Origin of the sequence: Streptomyces sp. NBC_00019 (genome assembly GCF_045041015.1) — a bacterium.
In the GTDB taxonomy this organism is placed as follows: Bacteria; Actinomycetota; Actinomycetes; order Streptomycetales; family Streptomycetaceae; genus Streptomyces.
In genome coordinates, this window is record NZ_CP108302.1 from 2,978,441 (window position 1) to 2,999,083 (window position 20,643).

The following is a 20,643-nucleotide window of genomic DNA, read 5'->3' on the forward strand; positions in this document are numbered from 1 at the left end:
ACTCAGTACCGCTCTGCATTACGACGTGTCATAACAAGAGCGTCACAGCCTGGCCCGGACCCTCCTCCACGATCCCCACACCCGCTTAGAGTCACGGCCAGTCACCGCGCCACCGGATTGTCACGTCAGGGACCCAGCGCAACGACTCGGCGGCTTCCAGGGGGAAGCGCCGCGCCAGTGAAAGGACGAATCGTGCGTCAACGTTCGCTCATCAGCATCACCGCCGCGCTGGCGGCGGGAGCACTCACCCTCACCGCCTGCGGCTCGCGAGACGACGACGGCGGCTCGGACTCCGCGGGCGGCACCAAGGTCGTCATCGGCGTCGACGCCCCCCTCACGGGCGACCTGTCCGCGCTGGGCCTCGGCATCAAGAACTCCGTCGACCTCGCCGCGAAGACCGCCAACAAGCAGAAGCTCGTCGACGGCGTCACCTTCGAGATCAAAGCCCTCGACGACCAGGCCCAGCCCTCCTCGGGCCAGGCGAACGCCTCCACCCTGGTCGCCGACAAGAGCGTCCTCGGTGTCGTCGGCCCGCTGAACTCCTCCGTCGCCGAGTCCATGCAGAAGGTCTTCGACGACGCCAAGCTCGTCGAGGTCTCCCCGGCCAACACCGGCCCGGCCCTCACCCAGGGTGTCAACTGGCAGAAGGAGAAGGTCCGCACCTACAAGTCGTACTTCCGCACCTCGACCACGGACGCCATCCAGGGCCCGTTCGCCGCGCAGTACGTCTACAACGACGCCAAGAAGACCAAGGTCTTCGTCATCGACGACAAGAAGACCTACGGCGCCGGCCTCGCCGCCACCTTCACCGCGGAGTTCAAGAAGCTCGGCGGCAAGGTCGTCGGCACCGACCACATCGACCCCGAGACCAAGGACTTCTCCGCGGTCGCCACCAAGGTCAAGTCCTCCGGCGCCGACGTCGTCTACTACGGCGGCGAGTACCCGCAGGCGGGCCCGCTCAGCAAGCAGATCAAGGCCTCCGGCGCCAAGATCCCGCTCGTCGGCGGCGACGGCATCTTCGACCCGCAGTTCGTCGAGCTCGCGGGCGCCGGCAGCGCCGGCGACCTCGCCACCTCCGTCGGCGCCCCGGTCGAGGAACTCGACTCCGCCAAGCAGTTCGTCGCCGACTACAAGGCAGCCGGCTACAAGGACGACTACGCGGCCTACGGCGGCTACTCCTACGACGCCGCCTGGTCGATCATCCTCGCCGTGAAGAAGGTCGTCGAGGACAACGACGGCAAGCTGCCGTCCGACGCCCGTGCGAAGATCACCGCCGCCGTGCAGAACGTCTCCTTCGACGGAGTGACCGGCAAGGTCGCCTTCGACGAGTACGGTGACGCCACCAACAAGCAGCTCACCGTCTACGCCGTCGAGAACGGCGCCTGGAAGGCCGTCAAGTCCGGCACCTACACCGGCTGATCGAGACCCGCAGCACCACCTGAACGAGCCGCGCGGGGCGCTGTTCCACTGGCGCCCCGCGCGGACTCGCATCCGGCCACACATCCGTCGAAACCAATCCGAAGTCTCGGAGGACATGCGGTGAACGAACTGCCGCAGCAGCTGGTCAACGGCCTGCTACTGGGATCCATGTACGGGCTGGTCGCCATCGGCTACACGATGGTCTATGGCATCGTCCAGCTCATCAACTTCGCCCACGGCGAGATCTTCATGATCGGAGGGTTCGGCGCCCTCACGGTCTACCTGTACGTGCTGCCCGACGGCACCACCATGTGGCTCGCACTGCCACTGATGCTCCTCGGAGCCGTCATCGCCGCAGTCCTCGTCGCCGTAGGGGCGGAACGGTTCGCCTACCGCCCGCTGCGCACCGCGCCACGCCTCGCCCCCCTCATCACCGCCATCGGCCTCTCCCTCGCCCTCCAGCAGGCGGTGTGGGCCTGGTACCCCGGTGCCAAGGAATCCATCAACTTCCCCGAGATCGCGGGCGGCCCCTTCGAGATCGGCAGCGTCACCATCCAGACCGGTGACATCTTCCTGCTCATCGCCGCCCCCATCAGCATGGCGATCCTCGCCTACTTCGTCATGAAGACCCGCACCGGCCGCGGCATGCAGGCCACCGCCCAGGACCCCGACACCGCGAGGCTCATGGGCATCAACACCGACCGCATCATCGTGGTCGCCTTCGCCCTCGGCGCCGTCTTCGCCGCCGTCGGAGCCGTCGCCTACGGCCTCAAGTACGGCCAGGTCCAGTTCCGCATGGGCTTCATCCTCGGCCTCAAGGCCTTCACCGCAGCCGTCCTCGGCGGCATCGGCAACATCTACGGAGCCATGCTCGGCGGCCTCGTCCTCGGCCTCGCCGAGACCATGGCCACCGCCTACATCTCCGACGTCCCCGGCTTCGACCTGCTCGGCGGCCAGTCCTGGGCCAACGTCTGGGCCTTCGTACTCCTCATCCTCGTACTCCTCGTCAGGCCACAAGGCCTGCTCGGCGAGCGCGTCGCTGACAGGGCGTGACACCGATGACCACACAGACCACCGAAACCCCCAGCGCCCCCGTCAGCAAGGACGGCAACGCCAAGGGCCTCATCGGCCTCCCCGAGAACGTCGGCCGCGCCCTCGCCACCGCCGGCGGCGCCCTCGCCGTCGTCTCCACCTTCCTCGCCTGGACCTGGACCAGCGAATTCCCCGGCGACCTCACCGTCACCGGCTACCCCGGCGGCCTCCAGGTCCTCGTCCTCATCGGCGGCGCCCTCACCGCCCTCTTCGGCGTCGCCTCCTACGGCGTCACGGGCCTGCGCTGGCTCACCCCCGCCGGCGCCGACAGCGCCCTGAAACTCGCCGCACTCGGCACCTTCGCCACCGCCTGGTACACCGTCATCGCGATCACCGTCCAGCTCGGCGGCATCGTCAACCTGGAACCCGGCGGCTACATCGTCGCGATCGTCACCCTGGCAGGCGTCCTCGGCGCCTTCTCCCTGCCCTTCGTACGACCCGAGCCCGACCCCGTCGACCCCGACGACACCGGCTGGGAGCAGTTCAGGCACAACGCACGCCACAAGTGGACCGTCTTCAAGGCCTCCATCGCCTCCGGCACCCCCAGCAAGGCACCCACGCTCCCCGCCTACGCCGAGATCCTCGTCATCGTCGCCGCCATGGCCGTCGGCCTGACCGTCTTCACCTACGGCATCGGCACCGAATACGACGAACAGTTCATCGGCTTCCTCATCACCGTCGGCTTCGGCTTCGCCGCCCTCGCCAAGGCCGGGCTCGTGGCCCGGGTCTCGGCCGTCACCGGCAAGCACCGCACCATCACCATGTTCGGCGCGTTCATCGCCGCCGCGCTCTTCCCCTTCACCCAGTCCGACGACCAGTACGCGACCATCGGCGTCTACATCCTGATCTTCGCCACCGTCGCCCTCGGCCTCAACATCGTCGTCGGCCTCGCCGGCCTCCTCGACCTCGGATACGTCGCCTTCCTCGGCGTCGGCGCCTACACCGCGGCCATGGTCTCCGGCTCCCCCTCCTCACCGTTCGACATCCACCTGCCGTTCTGGCTCTCCGCAATCCTCGGCGCCGCAGTCGCCATGGTCTTCGGCGTCCTCATCGGCGCCCCCACCCTCCGACTGCGCGGCGACTACCTCGCCATCGTCACCCTCGGATTCGGTGAGATCTTCCGCATCACCGTCCTCAACATGGACGGCACCTCCGGACCCGACATCACCAACGGCTCCAACGGCATCTCCTCGATCCCGAACCTCAACATCCTCGGCTTCGACTTCGGCGCCGAACACACCATCCTCGGGTTCACCATCGCGCGATTCGCCAACTACTTCCTGCTGATGCTCATCATCACGCTGATCGTCGTTGTCGTCTTCCAGCGCAGCAGTGACTCCCGCATCGGCCGCGCCTGGATCGCCATCCGCGAAGACGAGACCGCCGCCCTCGCCATGGGCATCAACGGCTTCCGCGTCAAGCTCATCGCCTTCGCCCTCGGCGCCTCCCTCGCCGGCCTCGCCGGCGCCGTCCAGGCCCACGTCACCTACACCGTGACCCCCGAGCAGTACCAGTTCGCCCACGTCGTACCGCCCAACTCGGCCTTCCTCCTCGCAGCGGTCGTCCTCGGCGGCATGGGCACCATCGCCGGCCCCCTCGTCGGCGCCGCACTCCTCTACCTCATCCCGGCCAAGCTCCAGTTCCTCGGCGACTACCAGCTCTTCGCCTTCGGACTCGCGCTCGTCCTCCTCATGCGCTTCCGCCCCGAGGGCCTCATCCCGAACCGGCGTCGCCAGCTCGAATTCCACGAAGAGGCCGAAGCGCCCACAGTCCTCGGCAAGACAGGGGCCTGACACATGACCACCGACACCACCACCGTCACCGGGACGACCGTCCTGGACGCCCGCGGCGTCACCATGCGCTTCGGCGGCCTCACCGCCGTACGCAACGTCGACCTCACCGTCAACAGCGGCGAGATCGTCGGACTCATCGGCCCCAACGGCGCCGGCAAGACGACCTTCTTCAACTGCCTCACCGGCCTCTACATCCCCACCGAGGGAGAGGTCCGCTACAAGGGCAACGTCCTGCCGCCCAAGTCGTTCAAGGTCACCGCCGCCGGCGTCGCCCGCACCTTCCAGAACATCCGCCTGTTCGCCAACATGACGGTCCTGGAAAACGTCCTCGTCGGCCGCCACACCAGGACGAAGGAAGGCCTCTGGTCCGCACTCCTGCGCGGCCCCGGCTTCCACCGCGCCGAAAAGGCCTCCCGCGAACGCGCCATGGAACTCCTGGAGTTCATCGGCCTCGCCAACAAGGCCGAACACCTCGCACGCAACCTCCCCTACGGCGAACAGCGCAAGCTGGAAATCGCACGAGCACTCGCGAGCGAACCCGGCCTGCTCCTCCTGGACGAGCCCACCGCCGGCATGAACCCCCAGGAGACGCGAGCCACCGAAGAACTGGTCTTCGCCATACGCGACAAGGGCATCGCCGTCCTCGTCATCGAGCACGACATGCGGTTCATCTTCAACCTCTGCGACCGCGTGGCCGTCCTCGTCCAAGGCGAAAAACTCGTCGAAGGCGACAGCGCCACCGTCCAGGGCGACGAGCGCGTCATCGCCGCCTACCTCGGAGAGCCCTTCGAGGACGCCCCCGGCGACGAAGAAGCCGCGGAGGTCGAAGCAGCCGAGGCCCAGGCCGACACCACGACCGACGCCGCGCCCGGCAAGGAGAACGACCGATGACCGCACTGCTCGAAGTAGAGGACCTCCGGGTCGCCTACGGCAAGATCGAGGCCGTCAAGGGCATCTCGTTCAAGGTCGAGGCCGGCGAGGTCGTCACCCTCATCGGCACCAACGGCGCCGGCAAGACGACGACGCTTCGGACACTGTCCGGTCTGCTCAAGCCCGTCGGCGGCCAGATCAAGTTCGACGGCAAGTCCCTCAAGAAGACCCCGGCCCACCAGATCGTCTCGCTCGGCCTCGCCCACTCCCCCGAGGGGCGGCACATCTTCCCGCGCATGACGATCGAGGACAACCTGCGGCTCGGCGCCTTCCTCCGGAACGACAAGCCGGGCATCGAGAAGGACATCCAGCGCGCCTACGACCTCTTCGCCATCCTCGGAGAGCGCCGCAAGCAGGCCGCGGGCACCCTGTCCGGTGGCGAGCAGCAGATGCTGGCCATGGGCCGCGCGCTCATGTCCCAGCCGAAGCTGCTGATGCTGGACGAGCCGTCCATGGGTCTCTCACCGATCATGATGCAGAAGATCATGGCGACCATCGCCGAGCTGAAGTCCCAGGGCACGACGATCCTGCTGGTCGAGCAGAACGCCCAAGCAGCACTGTCGCTGGCCGACCACGGCCATGTGATGGAGATCGGCAAGATCGTACTGTCGGGCACGGGCCAGGACCTGCTGCACGACGAGTCGGTACGGAAGGCGTACCTCGGCGAGGACTGAGTCCTCGTCCCGGTGACCGCTGTACGACGAGGCCCGCGCCCCCTGCTGGGGACGCGGGCCTCTCGCATGGATGTGTTCGGGGAAGGTCAGCCCTTCCCGGCCTTCTTCTCGTCGGCGTCCTGGATGACAGCCTCGGCGACCTGCTGCATCGACATACGGCGGTCCATCGACGTCTTCTGGATCCAACGGAACGCGGCAGGCTCGGTCAGCCCGTACTCGGTCTGAAGAATCGACTTCGCCCGGTCGACGAGCTTGCGGGTCTCAAGGCGCAGGGTCAGGTCGGCGACCTCGGCCTCCAGCTCCTTCAACTCGGTGAACCGGGACACGGCCATCTCGATCGCCGGTACGACGTCACTCTTGCTGAAGGGCTTCACCAGGTACGCCATCGCACCGGCGTCGCGGGCGCGCTCCACGAGGTCGCGCTGCGAGAAGGCGGTGAGCATGAGGACGGGGGCGATGCGCTCCTCGGCGATCTTCTCGGCCGCGGAGATGCCGTCCATCTTCGGCATCTTGACGTCGAGGATCACGAGGTCCGGCTTGTGCTCACGGGCGAGCTCGATGGCCTGCTCACCGTCACCGGCCTCGCCGACGACGCTGTAGCCCTCTTCCTCCAGCATCTCTTTGAGGTCGAGCCGGATGAGGGCCTCGTCCTCGGCGATGACGACACGGGTCGTCAGCGGAGGCACGTGCGACTTGTCGTCGTCGGGCGCGTCTACGGGCTGGGGCGACTCGGGGGCGGTCACGGGGGCTCCTCGTTCAGGGCAGGGGTGCTGCTCCCAAGAGCCTACCTAGCTGCGGTAAGGTGGGGGCACGGCGGGTGACCGCCAACCTTTGTTTTAGAGGAAGCCCCGGTAGTCCAGCGGGAGAGACACGGTGCTCAAACCACCGACAGCGTGGGTTCGAATCCCACCCGGGGCACTTTTCCTTCGATTCGAAGGTTAACCCAGTAAGCGGATGTCCACGTTCTCGTGAACATCCGCTTTTTGCTGCGTGTCTTCGCGATCACTCGCACAGAGTGGCCGCATGTACGACGTCAGCACACGCAAGCGAGCCTTGGCCCTCGTCGCTCAAGGGCGCAGCCTGAACTCCGTGAGCAAAGAAGTCGGCGTCTCGCGGTTCGCGATCCGCTCCTGGCAAACACGCATTGATCCCGTCAGGCGCAGTGGCAAACCATGCCCGCGATGCCAGGAATTCCCCGGGCCTCCGGACGCACCCGAGAAGTACTCGTATCTACTGGGCCTCTACCTCGGCGACGGGTGCATCAACCTCCACCGGCGCGGGGTCTACTTCATGCGCATCGTGCTGGACAACGCCTGGCCAGGTGTGATCGACGAGTGCGAGGCCGCGATGCGCTCCGTTCGCCCGGACAACAGCGTGTGCCGTGTCAAGAAGCAGGGCTGCGTCGCTGTCACGGGCTCCAGCAAGCACTGGCCCCACCTCTTCCCCCAGCACGGACCCGGCAAGAAGCACGACCGCCTCATCGCCCTCGAACCCTGGCAGCAGGAAATCGTCGACGCCCACCCTTGGGAATTCATCCGCGGCCTCATCCACTCCGACGGCTGCCGCATCACCAACTGGACGACCCGCCTCGTAGCCGGTGAACGCAAGCGCTACGAATACCCCCGGTACTTCTTCACCAACAAGTCCGACGACATCAGGAAGCTCTTCACGAACACCCTCGACCTCGTCGGCGTCGAATGGACGACCCTCGCCCGAGGCAGCGACCCCTTCAACATCTCCATCGCCCGCAAAGCCTCAGTCGCCCTCATGGACACCCACGTAGGCCCGAAACACTGACTACTTGGGACTGTCGTCCTCGCCGATGTGGTGCACCCGGACGAGGTTCGTCGACCCGGCAACCCCGGGCGGCGAACCCGCGGTGATCACCACGGTGTCGCCCTTCTCGCAGCGGCCGTACTTCAGGAGCAGTTCGTCCACTTGGTCGACCATCGCGTCCGTGGAGTCGACCTGGGGGCCCAGGAAGGTCTCCACTCCCCACGTCAGGTTCAGTTGGGAGCGGGTCGCCGGCTCGGGGGTGAACGCCAGGAGCGGGATCGGGGAGCGGTAGCGCGAGAGTCTGCGGACGGTGTCTCCGGACTGGGTGAAGGCGACGAGGAATTTGGCGCCGAGGAAGTCGCCCATTTCGGCTGCCGCGCGGGCGACCGCGCCGCCCTGGGTGCGGGGTTTGTTGCGTTCGGTCAGGGGCGGGAGGCCTTTGGCGAGGATGTCTTCCTCGGCGGCTGTGACGATCTTCGCCATGGTGCGGACGGTCTCGATGGCGTATTTGCCGACGCTGGTCTCGCCGGACAGCATCACGGCGTCCGTGCCGTCGATGACGGCGTTCGCCACGTCGCTCGCCTCGGCCCTTGTCGGGCGGGAGTTCTCGATCATCGAGTCGAGCATCTGGGTGGCGACGATGACGGGCTTGGCGTTGCGCTTCGCCAGCTTGATCGCGCGCTTCTGGACGATGGGGACCTGTTCGAGGGGCATCTCCACGCCGAGGTCGCCGCGCGCCACCATGATGCCGTCGAAGGCGGCGACGATGTCCTCGATCGCTTCAACGGCCTGGGGTTTTTCGACCTTGGCGATGACGGGGAGGCGTCGGCCTTCTTCGTCCATGATGCGGTGGACGTCGTCGATGTCGCGGCCGGATCGGACGAAGGACAGTGCGATGACGTCGAAGCCTGTCCGCAGGGCCCAGCGCAGGTCTGCCTCGTCCTTTTCCGAGAGGGCCGGCACCGACACGGCCACACCCGGCAGATTCAGTCCCTTGTTGTCGGAGACCATGCCGCCTTCGATGACGGTGGTGTGGACGTGGGGGCCGTCGACGGCGGTGACTTCGAGGCAGACTTTGCCGTCGTCGACGAGGATGCGCTCGCCCGCGCTGACGTCGTCGGCGAGGCCCGCGTATGTCGTTCCGCAGGATTGCCGGTCGCCTTCGGCGCCTTCTTCCACGGTGATGGTGAAGGTGTCGCCGCGTTCAAGGAGTACGGGTCCTTCGGTGAAGCGGCCGAGGCGGATCTTCGGGCCTTGAAGGTCGGCGAGGATGCCGACGCTGTGGCCGGTCTCGTCGGAGGCCTTGCGGACGTGGTGGTAGCGCTCCTCGTGCTCGGCGTAGCTGCCGTGGCTGAGGTTGAAGCGGGCTACGTCCATTCCGGCTTCGACCAGTGCCTTGATCTGGTCGTATGAGTCGGTGGCGGGGCCCAGGGTGCAGACGATCTTTGCTCGGCGCATGTTTTGACCCTAGGGCTTACCGGTGGGTAGGGATTTGGTGGGCGGTGACTACTCAACAACCTTTGGATGACGGGTTGTTGACAAGGGTTGAATTGTGCGCCGGGGTGCTCCGATGAGCGTTCCCTTGTGCGAATTCCCCTCGGTTTCAGAGCTTCGGTGGTGCCATGGTGAAGCGGGCGTTGACCTGGGCGTAGACGCGTTGGCGTTGGGGTTCGAGGTCGAGGGGGGCGGCGGCGTCGTCCTCGGCCGCGGCGTAGGACATGGAGCGCATGCGGCTGCCGGGGGCGGCGGGGGCGAGGGGTTGGGCGTTCTCGGCGCCGATGTCGGCGAGTTCGACGAGGGCGGCGAGTGTGGTTCCGAGTGCCTCGGCGTATTCGCGGGCTCGCTGGACGGCTTCTTTGACGGCCTGCTGGCGGGCCTGGCGGTGGGCCGGGGAGTTGGGGCGTAGGGCCCACCAGGGGCCGTCGACGCGGGTGAGGTCCAGGTCGGCGAGTCGTGTGGTGAGTTCGCCGAGTGCGGTGAAGTCGGTGAGTTCGGCGGTGACGTGGACGCTGCCGTGGTAGGCGTGGACGCGTTCGCCGCGGCCTTTCTCCTTGAGCTGGGGGGTGATGGAGAAGGCGCCTGTCTCGAGCCTTTCGACGGCGTCGCCGTAGGTCTTGATGAGGTCGAGGACGGTGGCGTTGCGGCGGGTGAGGTCGTCGAGGGCGGTGCGGCGGTCTTTGCCGCGGGCGGCGACGCTGACGCCGATGCGGGCGATTTCGGGGTCGACTTCGAGGCGGGCTTCGCCGCGGACGGCGATGCGGGGGGCGTCGGGGGTGCCGTAGGGCACGAAGGGTTGGGGGTCGTCCGCAGCTGGTGTGGTCATACGACCCACTCTGTCACTTCTTGGCGTGTTGTCAGCTCGTCGGGTGACAGGTTGGGTCATCAGATCGAAACCTGTAGGGGGTGTTGCGGTTCGGCGTGTGCGGGTCAGAATCTACGCGCGTTGTTGACCGTTCCCCGAGGAGATCAAGACATGCCGTTGAACCGCAGGAAGTTCCTGGAGAAGTCCGCCGTGACCGGTGCGGGCGTCGCGCTGGCCGGTGCCGTGGGGGCTCCTGCGGCTGAGGCGGCGGAGGCCAAGAAGGGGCAGAAGCCCGCAAAGCGGTACTCCTTCACGGTGATGGGCACCACCGACCTGCACGGCAACATCTTCAACTGGGACTACTTCAAGGACACGGAGTACACGGACGCCAAGGGCAACGCGAAGGGTCTGGCCCGGGTCTCGACCCTGGTCGATCAGGTCCGTGCGGAGAAGGGCCGCCGCAACACGCTGCTCATCGACGCGGGCGACACGATCCAGGGCACGCCGCTGACGTACTACTACGCGAAGGTGGACCCGATCACCGCCAAGGGCGGTCCGGTCCACCCGATGGCCGCGGCGATGAACGCGATCGGCTATGACGCCGTGGCGCTGGGCAACCACGAGTTCAACTACGGCATCGAGACGCTGCGCAAGTTCGAGGACCAGTGCCACTTCCCGCTGCTCGGCGCGAACGCGCTGGACGCGACGACGCTGAAGCCGGCCTTCCCGCCCTACTTCATCAAGAAGATCTGCCCGCCCGGTCTCCCGCCGGTCAAGGTGGCCGTCCTCGGTCTGACCAACCCGGGCATCGCGATCTGGGACAAGGCGTACGTCGAGGGCAAGCTGGTGTTCCCGGGCCTGGAGGAGCAGGCCGCGAAGTGGGTGCCGAAGCTGCGGTCGATGGGTGCGGACGTGGTCGTCGTGTCGGCGCACTCCGGCTCCTCGGGCACCTCGTCGTACGGTGACCAACTGCCGTACATCGAGAACTCGGCGGCGCTGGTGGCCCAGCAGGTGCCGGGCATCGACGCGATCCTCGTCGGGCACGCGCACACGGAGATCGCCGAGCTGCTGGTCACCAACGAGAAGACCGGCAGGACGGTCGTCCTGTCGGAGCCGCTCTGCTACGCGCAGCGGCTGTCCCTGTTCGACTTCGAGCTGGTCTTCTCGAAGGGCCGCTGGACGGTCGAGTCGGTGAAGGCGACGGTGCGTGACTCGAAGACGGTCGCGGACGACCCGAAGATCACGAAGCTGCTGAAGGACGACCACGACATCGTGGTGGAGTACGTCAACCAGGTCGTCGGTACGGCCACGGAGACGCTGACGACGGTCGAGGCCCGCTACAAGGACGCCCCGATCATCGACCTGATCACGAAGGTCCAGGAGGATGTGGTCAAGGCGGCGCTGGCGAGCACCGAGTACGCCGCGCTGCCGGTCCTCTCGCAGGCCTCGCCGTTCTCCCGTACGTCGGAGATCCCGGCGGGCAATGTGACGATCCGGGACCTGTCGAGCCTGTACGTGTACGACAACACGCTGGTCGCGAAGTTGCTGACGGGTGCGCAGATCAAGGCGTACCTGGAGTACTCGGCGCAGTACTTCGTGCAGACCGCGGCGGACGCCGTGGTGGACGTGGAGAAGCTGACGAACGCGAACAGCCGTCCGGACTACAACTACGACTACGTGTCGGGGCTGTCGTACGAGATCGACATCGCGCAGGCGGCGGGTTCGCGGATCAAGAACCTCACCTACAACGGTGCGGCGCTGGACGACGCGCAGCAGTTCGTGTTCGCGGTGAACAACTACCGTGCCAACGGTGGCGGTGCGTTCCCGCACGTGGCTTCGGCGAAGGAGCTGTGGGCGGAGTCGACGGAGATCCGTACGCGGATCGCGGAGTGGGTGACGGCGAAGGGTGTGCTGAACCCGGCCGACTTCGCGTCGGTGGACTGGAAGCTGACGCGGAACGGTACGCCGGTCTTCTAGTGGTCCGGGCCTTCCACAGGGTTCGGCAGAGTTACGTCCACGGCGCCGGCGAGGCTTTCACGTCGGCGCCGTTGGCGTGCGCGCTCTTCTCCTAGCGTCCCTCGACCAGTGGGGTGAGTGTCTGGGCCTGGCGGGCGGCCGGGATCTGGGGCTGTTGGTCGAGGCCGAACGTGGTGAAGGCCGTTCGGGTGGGGAGGGGGTAAGGGGCCTTCTCCGTCAGGGAGTTGAGGATGGTGGCGCTGCGCCAGGCGGCGAGGCCGAGGTCGGGGGTGCCGACGCCGTGGGTGTGGCGTTCGGCGTTCTGGACGTAGAGGGTGCCGGTGACGGAGGGGTCGAGGACGAGGCGGAACTGTTCGTCGACGCGGGGGCGTTCGCGGCTGTCGCGGCGCAGGTAGGGGTCGAGTCCGGCGAGGATGCGGTCCAGGGGGCGTTCGCGGTAGCCGGTGGCGAGGACGACGGCGTCGGTGGTGAGGCGGGAGCGGGTGTTCTGCTCGGTGTGTTCGAGGTGGAGTTCGACCTTGGTGGTGGCGACGCATCCCGCGGTGCGGACGCGGACGCCGGGGGTGAGGACGGTGTCGGGCCAGCCGCCGTGCAGGGCGCGCCGGTAGAGCTCGTCGTGGATGGCGGCGATGGTGTCGGCGTCGATGCCTTTGTGGAGCTGCCATTGGGCGGTGACGAGGCGGTCGCGTTCGGCTTCGGGAAGGGCGTGGAAGTAGCGGGTGTAGTCGGGGGTGAAGTGTTCCAGGCCGAGCTTGGAGTACTCCATGGGGGCGAAGGCCTCGGTGCGGCCGAGCCAGTGGAGGCCTTCGCGGCCCGCGGGGCGGGTGCGGAGCAGGTCGAGGAAGATCTCGGCGCCGGACTGTCCGGTGCCGACGACGGTGACGTGTTCGGCGCGCTGGAAGGCGTCCCGGTGGGCGAGGTAGTCGGCGGCGTGGATGACGGGCACACCGGTGGCCTCGACGAGGGGTTTGAGGGGTTCGGGGATGTAGGGCTCGGTGCCGACGCCGAGGACGATGTTCTTCGTGTACGTCCGGCCGAGGGCTTCGGCTTCTCCGTCGGTGTCGAGCTGGGTGAAGTCGACCTCGAAGAGGTCGCGTTCGGGGTTCCAGCGGACGGCGTCGACCTGGTGGCCGAAGTGGAGTCCGGGGAGGTTCTCGGCGACCCAGCGGCAGTAGGCGTCGTATTCGGCGCGCTGGATGTGGAAGCGCTCGGCGAAGTAGAAGGGGAAGAGCCGGTCGCGGCTCTTGAGGTAGTTGAGGAAGGTCCAGGGGCTGGCGGGGTCGGCGAGGGTGACCAGGTCGGCGAGGAAGGGGACCTGGATTCTGGCACCGTCGATGAGGAGGCCGGGGTGCCAGTCGAAGGCGGGGCGTTGTTCGTAGAAGACGGTGTCGAGTTCGGCGAGGGGGTGGGCGAGGGCGGCGAGGGAGAGGTTGAAGGGGCCGATGCCGATGCCGACGAGGTCGCGGGGTGCGTCGGGCTGCTGGTGGGGCGGTGTGGGGGTCATCTGTGGGTGGTTCCTTCCACGACTTTCAGGAGCGCGGCCAGGTCGTCGGGCCGGGTGTGGGGGTTGAGGAGGGTGGCCTTGAGCCAGAGCCGGCCGTCGAGGCGGGCCCGGCCGAGGACGGCGCGGCCGTCGGTGAGGAGTTTTCGGCGTACGGCGGCGATGTCGTCGTCGGTGGCGTGGACCGGCCGGAACAGGACCGTGCTGATGGTGGGCGGGTCGTGGAGCTCGAACCCCGGGTGGTTCTGGACGAGTTCGGCGAACTCCCTTGCCCGTGCGCAGACTTGGTCGACGAGTCGGCCGAGTCCGGTGCGCCCGAGGGTTTTCAGGGTGACGGCGATCTTGAGGGCGTCGGGGCGGCGGGTGGTGCGCAGGGAGCGGCCGAGGAGGTCGGGAAGGCCGGCTTCGGTGTCGTCGTCGGCGTTGAGGTAGTCGGCGCGCTGTTGGAGTGCGGCGAGGTCGCGGGCGTCCTGGACGGCGAGGAGGCCTGCGGCGACCGGCTGCCAGCCGAGTTTGTGCAGGTCGAGTGTGACGGTGGCTGCGGCGCTCAGGCCGGTGAGCTTGTCCCGGTGCCGGGTGCTGAAGAGGAGCCCTCCGCCGTACGCCGCGTCGATGTGCAGGCGGGCGCCGTGGGATCGGCAGACCGCGGCGATCTCGGGGAGCGGGTCGATAAGGCCGGCGTCGGTGGTTCCTGCGGTGGCGGCGACGAGGTGGGGGCCGGGGAGGTCGGTGAGTGCGGCGTCCAGGGCGGCGGGGTCCAGGGTGCCTGCGGGCGCGGGGACGATCACCGGGTCGGGGAGGCCCAGGAGCCAGGCGGCTCGGGGCAGGGAGTGGTGGGTGTTGGCTCCGCAGACCAGGCGGACACCGGCGCCCAGGGCTTCTCGGGCCAGGAGAAGGGCCAGTTGGTTCGATTCGGTGCCGCCAGTTGTCACGAGGGAGTCGGGCTCGTTGTCGGCTGCGGGCCCGTAGGGGCTTGTCGCGCAGTTCCCCGCGCCCCTAGGCACATCGACGTAGACCTCATTGGCAAGTACCCGAGTTACCAGTCGCTCCAGCTCCGACGCTGCCGGTGCCTGGTCCCAGGAGTCCAGGGACGGGTTGAGGACTGATGCCGCCAGGTCGGCTGCCGCTGCTACCGCGAGGGGTGGGCAGTGCAGGTGGGCGGCGCATAGGGGGTCCGCCGGGTCGGCGGAGCCTGCCGCGAGGGCCCGTACCAGGTGGCGTAGCGCCTCCGGGTCGCCCTCGTCGGGGAGTACGTCGCCCACCGCGTGCCGTACGCGGGTCCCGACCGTTTCCGGGCCTCCCCTCGGCAGCGGGCCCCCGCGCTCCCTCGCGCCGTCTCGTAGCGCTTCGAGGACGGTGTCGAGCAACGGGCGCAGGGCGCGGGGGCCTTCGGGGCCGGAAGCCAGTGGCGGGGTGCTCATGGTTGTCCTCCGGGGCGCGCCGCCAGAGGGAGTTCCAGCTTGTACGCGGTTGCGTGGGCGCGCCCGAAAGGTTCAACGATTCAGACCCGAAAGGGGGTACTTCCGTGCGGGGAGAACGTGTTGGGGGGGTCAGCCCCGGAAGTCCTCGGCGTGGTCCCGGGCCCACTGCTCGAAGGTGCGGGCCGGCCTTCCGGTGATCTTCTCGACGGTGGCGGTGATCTCCGGGGTCACGCCGACGGTGGCGGCCCAGCTCTTCAGCAGGAACTGGAGGAGGTGTGGCGGCATGTGGGAGAACAGTTCGGTGGCGGCCTGCTCCGGCGGGAGTTCGACGTACTCCAGGTCGCGTCCGAGGGCCCGGCCGATCGCGGCGATCTGGTCGGCGTTGCTGGTCGCTGCGGGTCCGGTGAGGATGTGGGTGGCGCCTTCGTGGCCGACGTCGAGGAGGGCGTGTTCGGCGACGGCGGCGATGTCGTCCTCGTGGATGGGTGCGCTCATCGCGTCGGCGAAGACGCCGCGGACGGTGTCGCCGGCGTGGATCTGCGCCGCCCATGAAAGGGCGTTGACGGCGAAGGCGTGGGGGCGCAGGAAGGTCCATTCCAGGCCGCTGTCGCGGATGGCGCGTTCGGCGTTGGCGTGCATGACCTGGAGGGGGTTGCTGTCGTCGGCGCCTGCTTTGACGTATCCGGCGGACAGGAACACGACGTGCCGGACGCCGGCTTCGCGGGCCGCCGTGAGGAGTTCGGCGTTCGCGGCCTGGACGTAGAGGAAGAGTTTGGTGGCGCCTTCGAAGACGGACCTGTCGGGGTGGAGGCGCATGACCTCCACCCCGTCGGGCAGTGCGGCCTTCTGCGGGTCGCGGCTGAGGGCGCGTATGGGTCGGCCTGCGGCGACGAGGCGGTCGACGAGGGCACGGCCGACGTTTCCGGTGGCGCCGGTTACTAAGATCACGGGTCTGTCTCCCAGAGTTGATCGTCCTTGACTGTCCGTAGCCTAGGGCGGACGATCACCCTCCCGCGTCGTCTCCCGGGAGCAACCGCGGCCTACGCCTGAGGTACTAGGACTCCCTCACTCGCAGCGCGCGTGCCAGGTCGTCGAGTTGGTCGGCGAGCTTGCGGCGCAGGGCCGGGATGGGCTCGGCGTTGCGCAGGCACCGTTCGCCGTGGCCAAGGGTGTCGGCGTCGACGGCGTAGGCGGGGAAGGCGTAGCGGCCGGCGGCGTCGGCGATGGCGGGGCCGCGGCGGGCGGCGAGGGCGACGGCGTCCTCGAAGTAGCGCGGGACGTACTCCTGCAGGAGTTCGGCCTGTTCGGGCTGCCAGAAGCCCTGGGCGGTGGCGGTGAACAGGTAGTTGGACAGGTCGTCGTGGGCGAACATGGCCTCCCACGCGGTGCGCTTCGCGGCCGCGTCGGGCAGGGCGGCGCGGCAGCGGGTGGCGCCCTCCTGGCCGGTGGCGGACGGGTCGCGGTCGAGTTCGGCGGCGATGGCGGTCTCGTCGGTGGCGTCGAGTACGGCGAGGCGGGCCAGGACGCGCCAGCGCAGTTCGGGGTCGAGTTCGGGGCCGCCGGGGACGGTGCCGTCGGCGAGCCAGGCGGCGATGGTGTCGGGGTGGGCGGCGACGTCGATGAAGTGGCGTACGGCGATCAGGCGCAGGCCGGGGTTGTCGCCGTCCTCGGTGCGGCGGATGAGGTCGCGGCACAGGGAGGTGAGGGTGGCGAGGGCGGCGGGGCGCTCCTCGGAATTCACGTAGCGGCCGGCGACCTGGACGGAGGCGAAGGCGAGGACGCCCTGGACGAGGGCGAGGTCGGTCTCGTGCGGGAGGTGGGTGCGGGCGGCCTCGAGGTAGGCGGTGGGCGCCAGTTCGCCGTCGCGGACCGCGTCGCGCAGGGCGTTCCAGACGACGGCGCGGGTGAGCGGGTCGGGCAGGCCCGACAGGGCGGCGCGGACGGTGTCGAAGGAGTCGGCGTCGAAGCGGACCTTGGCGTAGCTGAGGTCGCCGTCGTTGAGGAGCAGGAGGGCGGGGCGCTTGCCGATGGGCTGGGGTGCGGTCTGCGGGATGTCGAGGTCGAGGCGTTCGCGCAGGACGAGGTGGCGGCCCGTGTCGGCCGCGCCTTCCGCCAGGGTCCGGTCGTAGAGGCCGACGGCGATGCGGTGCGGGCGGCTGCCGGTCTGCTCGACCTGGAGGGTGTAGGTGCCTTCGTCGCCGGGGGTGACCTGGGGCTTGAGGGTGTCGACGCCGGTGGTGCGCAGCCAGGTCTCCGCCCAGGCGTGGACGTCGCGTTCGGTGCTGCTCGCGAGGGAGTCGATGAAGTCGGCGAGGGTGGCGTTGGCGAACTTGTGGCGGGCGAAGTGGGTGTTGATGCCGGCGAGGAAGTCCTTCTCGCCGAGCCAGGCCACCAGTTGCCGTAGCGCGGAGGCGCCCTTGGCGTAGGAGATGCCGTCGAAGTTGAGCATGGCGGAGGCGGTGTCGGGCACGACCTCGGGGTCGGGGGCGACGGGGTGGGTGGAGGGGCGCTGGTCGGCCTCGTAGCCCCAGGCCTTGCGGGCGACGCCGAAGTCGGTCCAGGTGTCGGCGAAGCGGGTGGCTTCGGCGCAGGTCTGGTAGCCCATGTACTCGGCGAAGGACTCGTTGAGCCAGATGTCGTCCCACCAGCGCAGGGTGACGAGGTCGCCGAACCACATGTGGGCCATCTCGTGGGCGATGACCATGGCGCGGGTCTGGCGTTCGGTGTCGGTGACGGCGGAGCGGTAGACGAACTCGTCGCGGAAGGTGACCAGTCCGGGGTTCTCCATGGCGCCGGCGTTGAACTCGGGGACGAACGCCTGGTCGTAGGAGTCGAAGGGGTAGGGCTCCTCGAACTTCTCGTGGTAGCGGTCGTAGCACTGCTTGGTGACCTCGAACAGTTCGTCGGCGTCCGCGTCGAGGTAGGGGGCGAGCGAGCGGCGGCAGTGCAGGCCGAAGGGCAGGCCTCGGTGTTCGGTGGTGACGGAGTGGTAGGGGCCGGCGGCGACGGCGACGAGGTAGGTGGAGATCTGCGGGGTGGGGGCGGCCTGCCAGTGGCCGTCGCCGAGGTGTTCGGTGATGCCGTTGGCGAGGACGGTCCAGTTCTCGGGGGCCTTCACGGTCAGCTCGAAGACGGCCTTGAGGTCGGGCTGGTCGAAGGCGGCGAAGACGCGGGGGGCGTCGTCCATGCAGAGCTGGGTGTAGAGGTAGGTCTCGTCGTCGGTGGGGTCGGTGAAGCGGTGCATGCCCTCGCCGGTGCGGGAGTAGCGCATGCTCGCGTCGATGCGGAGTTCGTGTTCGCCGGCGGTGAGGTTCTTCAGGGGCAGCCGATCGCCGTCCAGGGCCTCCGGGTCGAGGGGCTGTCCGTCGAGGGCGACGGAGCGCAGCTGTGCGGGCTTGAGCTCGACGAAGGTGTCGCCGTCCGTGCGCAGGGTGAAGCGGATGACGGTGCGGGAGTCGAAGGTGTCGTCGCCGGTCGTCAGATCGAGGTCGATCGTGTACCGGTGGACGTCGAGGAGCTTGGCACGGGTCTGCGCTTCGTCGCGCGTCAGTACGGACATGCAGGACATGCTGCCTGATGGGACTGGCCGGGCACAGGGGCGGATCGGTACGCGGCCTATGTCCGGTCCTGTTCGAGACTGCTGTGGTGCGCCCCTTCTGCGCGCTGGAGCGGGACCCTGGTGTCCGGGTGGGGCAGGGCGGGGCGTGAGGGGCGGTCGTGGGCCTCGCCGTGGTTCTTGACGAGGGCGCGCAGTTCGCGGATCTCCTCCTGGAGGACGAGCTGGCGCCGGTGGTCGTCGTAGAGGTAGCGGACCTTGGTGCGCAGTATCCAGGGGTCGATGGGTTTTGTGATCAGGTCGGCGACGCCGAGCCCGAAGGCGGTGGAGGTCAGTTCGTGGTCGGTGCCGAAGCCGGTGAGCAGGACGACGGGTATGTGCTGGGTCTGTTCGAGGCGGCGCATGTAGCGCACGACGTCGAGGCCGCTGACGCCGGGCATGCGGACGTCGAGGAGGAGCAGGCCGACCTGCCCGCGGAGTACCTGCTTGAGGGCCTCGTCGCCGCTGGTGGCTCGGCTGAGCCGGTACCCCAGCGGGGCGAGGGCGCTCTCCAGGGCGTACAGCGTGTCCTCGTGGTCGTCGACGATGAGGATCTTGGCATCCGACGGCATGGCCCGACGTCCCTCCCGCGTGGGACAACCAGCTTATGTCCGAAAAGCTGACGGGGAGTGCTCGTCAGCTGACAAGGAGTGCACAGCGCAGCATGCCTCTCGCGGGCCCGCCTGTCACGCCCTTTCGGCGTCGGCCGAGGTCAGCTCGCCTGTGACGAGGTGCCGTTGACCGCATCCTCTGCGATCCGCTCGTGGTGGCGGATCACTTCGGCGATGATGAAGTTGAGGAACTTCTCAGCAAAGGCCGGGTCGAGCTTGGCGTTCTCGGCGAGGGTGCGCAGCCGTTCGATCTGGCGGGCCTCGCGGGCCGGGTCGGCGGGCGGCAGTTGGTGCTGGGCCTTGAGGTGGCCGACCTGCTGGGTGGCCTTGAAGCGTTCGGCGAGCATGTGGACGACGGCGGCGTCGATGTTGTCGATGCTGTCGCGCAGCCGGGCGAGCTCCTCGCGCACGGCGGGGTCGACGTCACCGGTTCCGTTGGTGCTGGTGGTCATGGGCGACCACCCTACGTGGCGGCTGCGGGGACGCCGTCGAGGTGTCCGCGATCGGGCCCGGTCCCTGCGGAGAGCCGCCCGCGAAGGCGCGTGGAGCGGCCCGGCTCGGTCGTCGGGTCGGCTCGGGTCGCCTCGGCGCGGGGCTCAGCACGCGAAGGATCCGCCGGAGTCGCCTCGGTGGGGCCGGAGGCGGCCGCCGTGGCCCCTAGGTGGCGTCGGTGCCGGGGAGTCTGGGTGGATCGTCGGGGTCGGGTACCTGGTCGCTCCAGCCGCCGGGGACGGCGCGGCCCTGCTGGGCGCGGAAGCGGACGGGGGCGGTGCCGACGCGGCGGGTGAACAGGCGGGAGAAGTAGGCGGGGTCGTCGTAGCCGACGCGGCGGGCGACGGCGGCGACGGGGAGTTCGGTGGCGGCGAGGAGTTCCTTGGCGCGGCCCAGGCGGATGCCGAGCAGGTAGTCCTTGGGGCTGCAGCCGGCGCCGCGGCGCACGGCGGTGCGCAGTTCGGCGAGGGTCATGGCGTGCCGGGCGGCGTGGTCGGCGACGGACATGGGGGTGAAGGCGTCGCGGGCGAGGGCCTTGAGGACCTGGTGGCCGTCGGGGGTGAGGTCGGCGCGGGCGCGGCGCAGGGCGACGAGGAGTTCGTGGACGGCGGCGCCGGTCTCGACCTCCAGGAGGGGGTTGTCGCGGCGGGCGGCGCGGGCCATGCGTCCGATGACGGCGCGGGGTCCGGTGGCGTCGGTCAGGGGGACGACGGGCCGGCCGGGTTCGATGTAGCCGAGTTCGGTGTAGGTGGCGGTGGCGGGCCCGGTGAAGTCGACGAAGCCCTCGTCCCAGCCGGTTTCGGGGTCGGGCGCGTAGTGGTGGGGGACGCCGGGGGTGAGCCACAGCAGGGCGGGCGCGGTGACGGTCGTACGGCGGCCGCGGGCGTCCTCGTACCAGCCGCCGCCGGTGCTGATGACGACGGCGACGTGGTGGTCGAGGGTGCGGGGGCCGACGGTGGGCAGGGCGCCGTACTGGAGGCCGACGCCGAGGCAGACGAGGCCGAGGCGGTGGTGGGCGGGGCCGGGCGTGAGGAACCGCATCCAGGTGTGGTACATCGGC

At 68.7% G+C, this 20,643-nt stretch carries 17 protein-coding genes and 1 tRNA gene; 8 read left to right on the forward strand and 10 right to left on the reverse strand.

The window, feature by feature from the left end:
* Positions 1 to 192: 192 nt before the first annotated feature.
* The 5 genes from OHU89_RS14260 to OHU89_RS14280 all read left to right on the forward strand — a co-directional run bounded on the left by OHU89_RS14260 (position 193) and on the right by OHU89_RS14280 (position 5,908).
* A complete protein-coding gene (locus OHU89_RS14260) occupies positions 193 to 1,419 on the forward strand; it encodes a branched-chain amino acid ABC transporter substrate-binding protein (RefSeq protein WP_405642886.1) in 1,227 nt (408 codons plus the stop codon).
* A gap of 120 nt (positions 1,420 to 1,539) precedes the next feature.
* On the forward strand, positions 1,540 to 2,472 hold the full coding sequence (locus tag OHU89_RS14265; protein WP_405642888.1) for a branched-chain amino acid ABC transporter permease: 933 nt from the start codon (positions 1,540 to 1,542) through the stop codon (positions 2,470 to 2,472).
* 5 nt (positions 2,473 to 2,477) lie between these two features.
* Positions 2,478 to 4,304 carry a branched-chain amino acid ABC transporter permease gene (locus OHU89_RS14270; RefSeq protein WP_405642890.1) on the forward strand — a complete coding sequence of 609 codons (1,827 nt, stop codon included), beginning with the start codon at positions 2,478 to 2,480 and terminating at the stop codon, positions 4,302 to 4,304.
* Positions 4,305 to 4,307: 3 nt separating this feature from the next.
* Entirely contained in the window at positions 4,308 to 5,195 is an 888-nt protein-coding gene (locus OHU89_RS14275) for an ABC transporter ATP-binding protein (protein WP_405642892.1), read from the forward strand.
* Positions 5,192 to 5,908 (forward strand): ABC transporter ATP-binding protein, encoded by a 717-nt coding sequence (locus tag OHU89_RS14280; RefSeq protein WP_405642894.1) that lies wholly within the window; start codon positions 5,192 to 5,194, stop codon positions 5,906 to 5,908. Before OHU89_RS14275 ends, OHU89_RS14280 begins: the two co-directional genes overlap by 4 nt.
* Positions 5,909 to 5,994: 86 nt before the next feature.
* Here OHU89_RS14280 and OHU89_RS14285 read toward each other — a convergent pair whose 3' ends face one another.
* A complete protein-coding gene (locus OHU89_RS14285) occupies positions 5,995 to 6,651 on the reverse strand; it encodes an ANTAR domain-containing response regulator (protein WP_171147617.1) in 657 nt (218 codons plus the stop codon).
* A 102-nt stretch (positions 6,652 to 6,753) separates the two neighbouring features.
* On the opposite strand from OHU89_RS14285, the gene OHU89_RS14290 reads away from it, so the two are divergent.
* Both OHU89_RS14290 and OHU89_RS14295 read left to right on the forward strand, forming a co-directional pair.
* Positions 6,754 to 6,826 (forward strand) — tRNA-Leu (locus OHU89_RS14290).
* Between the two features lie 105 nt (positions 6,827 to 6,931).
* A complete protein-coding gene (locus OHU89_RS14295; protein WP_405642896.1) occupies positions 6,932 to 7,705 on the forward strand; it encodes a transcriptional regulator in 774 nt (257 codons plus the stop codon).
* Here the strand turns inward: OHU89_RS14295 and pyk are convergent, their stop codons facing one another.
* Entirely contained in the window at positions 7,706 to 9,142 is a 1,437-nt protein-coding gene (pyk, locus tag OHU89_RS14300) for a pyruvate kinase (protein WP_405642898.1), read from the reverse strand.
* A 145-nt stretch (positions 9,143 to 9,287) separates the two neighbouring features.
* Complete coding sequence (locus OHU89_RS14305; protein WP_405642900.1) at positions 9,288 to 10,007, reverse strand: SIMPL domain-containing protein; 720 nt, start codon at positions 10,005 to 10,007, stop codon at positions 9,288 to 9,290.
* A 150-nt stretch (positions 10,008 to 10,157) separates the two neighbouring features.
* Here OHU89_RS14305 and OHU89_RS14310 point away from each other — a divergent pair, with 150 nt between their 5' ends.
* The gene (locus OHU89_RS14310) at positions 10,158 to 11,963 is read left to right on the forward strand and encodes a bifunctional metallophosphatase/5'-nucleotidase (RefSeq protein WP_405642902.1); all 1,806 of its coding nucleotides are present in this window, start codon (positions 10,158 to 10,160) and stop codon (positions 11,961 to 11,963) included.
* A 91-nt stretch (positions 11,964 to 12,054) separates the two neighbouring features.
* Here OHU89_RS14310 and OHU89_RS14315 read toward each other — a convergent pair whose 3' ends face one another.
* From OHU89_RS14315 to OHU89_RS14345, 7 genes are all read right to left on the reverse strand, one after another.
* Positions 12,055 to 13,467, reverse strand: coding sequence for a lysine N(6)-hydroxylase/L-ornithine N(5)-oxygenase family protein (locus tag OHU89_RS14315; protein ID WP_405642903.1), 1,413 nt, complete (start codon positions 13,465 to 13,467; stop codon positions 12,055 to 12,057).
* Positions 13,464 to 14,885 carry a pyridoxal phosphate-dependent decarboxylase family protein gene (locus OHU89_RS14320; protein WP_405642905.1) on the reverse strand — a complete coding sequence of 474 codons (1,422 nt, stop codon included), beginning with the start codon at positions 14,883 to 14,885 and terminating at the stop codon, positions 13,464 to 13,466. The genes OHU89_RS14315 and OHU89_RS14320 overlap by 4 nt, the downstream gene beginning before the upstream one ends.
* 129 nt (positions 14,886 to 15,014) lie before the next feature.
* Positions 15,015 to 15,833 (reverse strand): NmrA family NAD(P)-binding protein, encoded by an 819-nt coding sequence (locus tag OHU89_RS14325; protein WP_405642907.1) that lies wholly within the window; start codon positions 15,831 to 15,833, stop codon positions 15,015 to 15,017.
* Between the two features lie 106 nt (positions 15,834 to 15,939).
* Positions 15,940 to 18,444, reverse strand: coding sequence for an aminopeptidase N (gene pepN, locus OHU89_RS14330; protein WP_405642909.1), 2,505 nt, complete (start codon positions 18,442 to 18,444; stop codon positions 15,940 to 15,942).
* Between the two features lie 56 nt (positions 18,445 to 18,500).
* Positions 18,501 to 19,052, reverse strand: coding sequence for a two-component system response regulator (locus OHU89_RS14335; protein ID WP_405642911.1), 552 nt, complete (start codon positions 19,050 to 19,052; stop codon positions 18,501 to 18,503).
* A 140-nt stretch (positions 19,053 to 19,192) separates the two neighbouring features.
* The gene (locus tag OHU89_RS14340; RefSeq protein ID WP_405642913.1) at positions 19,193 to 19,543 is read right to left on the reverse strand and encodes a chorismate mutase; all 351 of its coding nucleotides are present in this window, start codon (positions 19,541 to 19,543) and stop codon (positions 19,193 to 19,195) included.
* 205 nt (positions 19,544 to 19,748) lie between these two features.
* Positions 19,749 to 20,639 (reverse strand): helix-turn-helix domain-containing protein, encoded by an 891-nt coding sequence (locus OHU89_RS14345; RefSeq protein WP_405654492.1) that lies wholly within the window; start codon positions 20,637 to 20,639, stop codon positions 19,749 to 19,751.
* Positions 20,640 to 20,643: the final 4 nt, after the last annotated feature.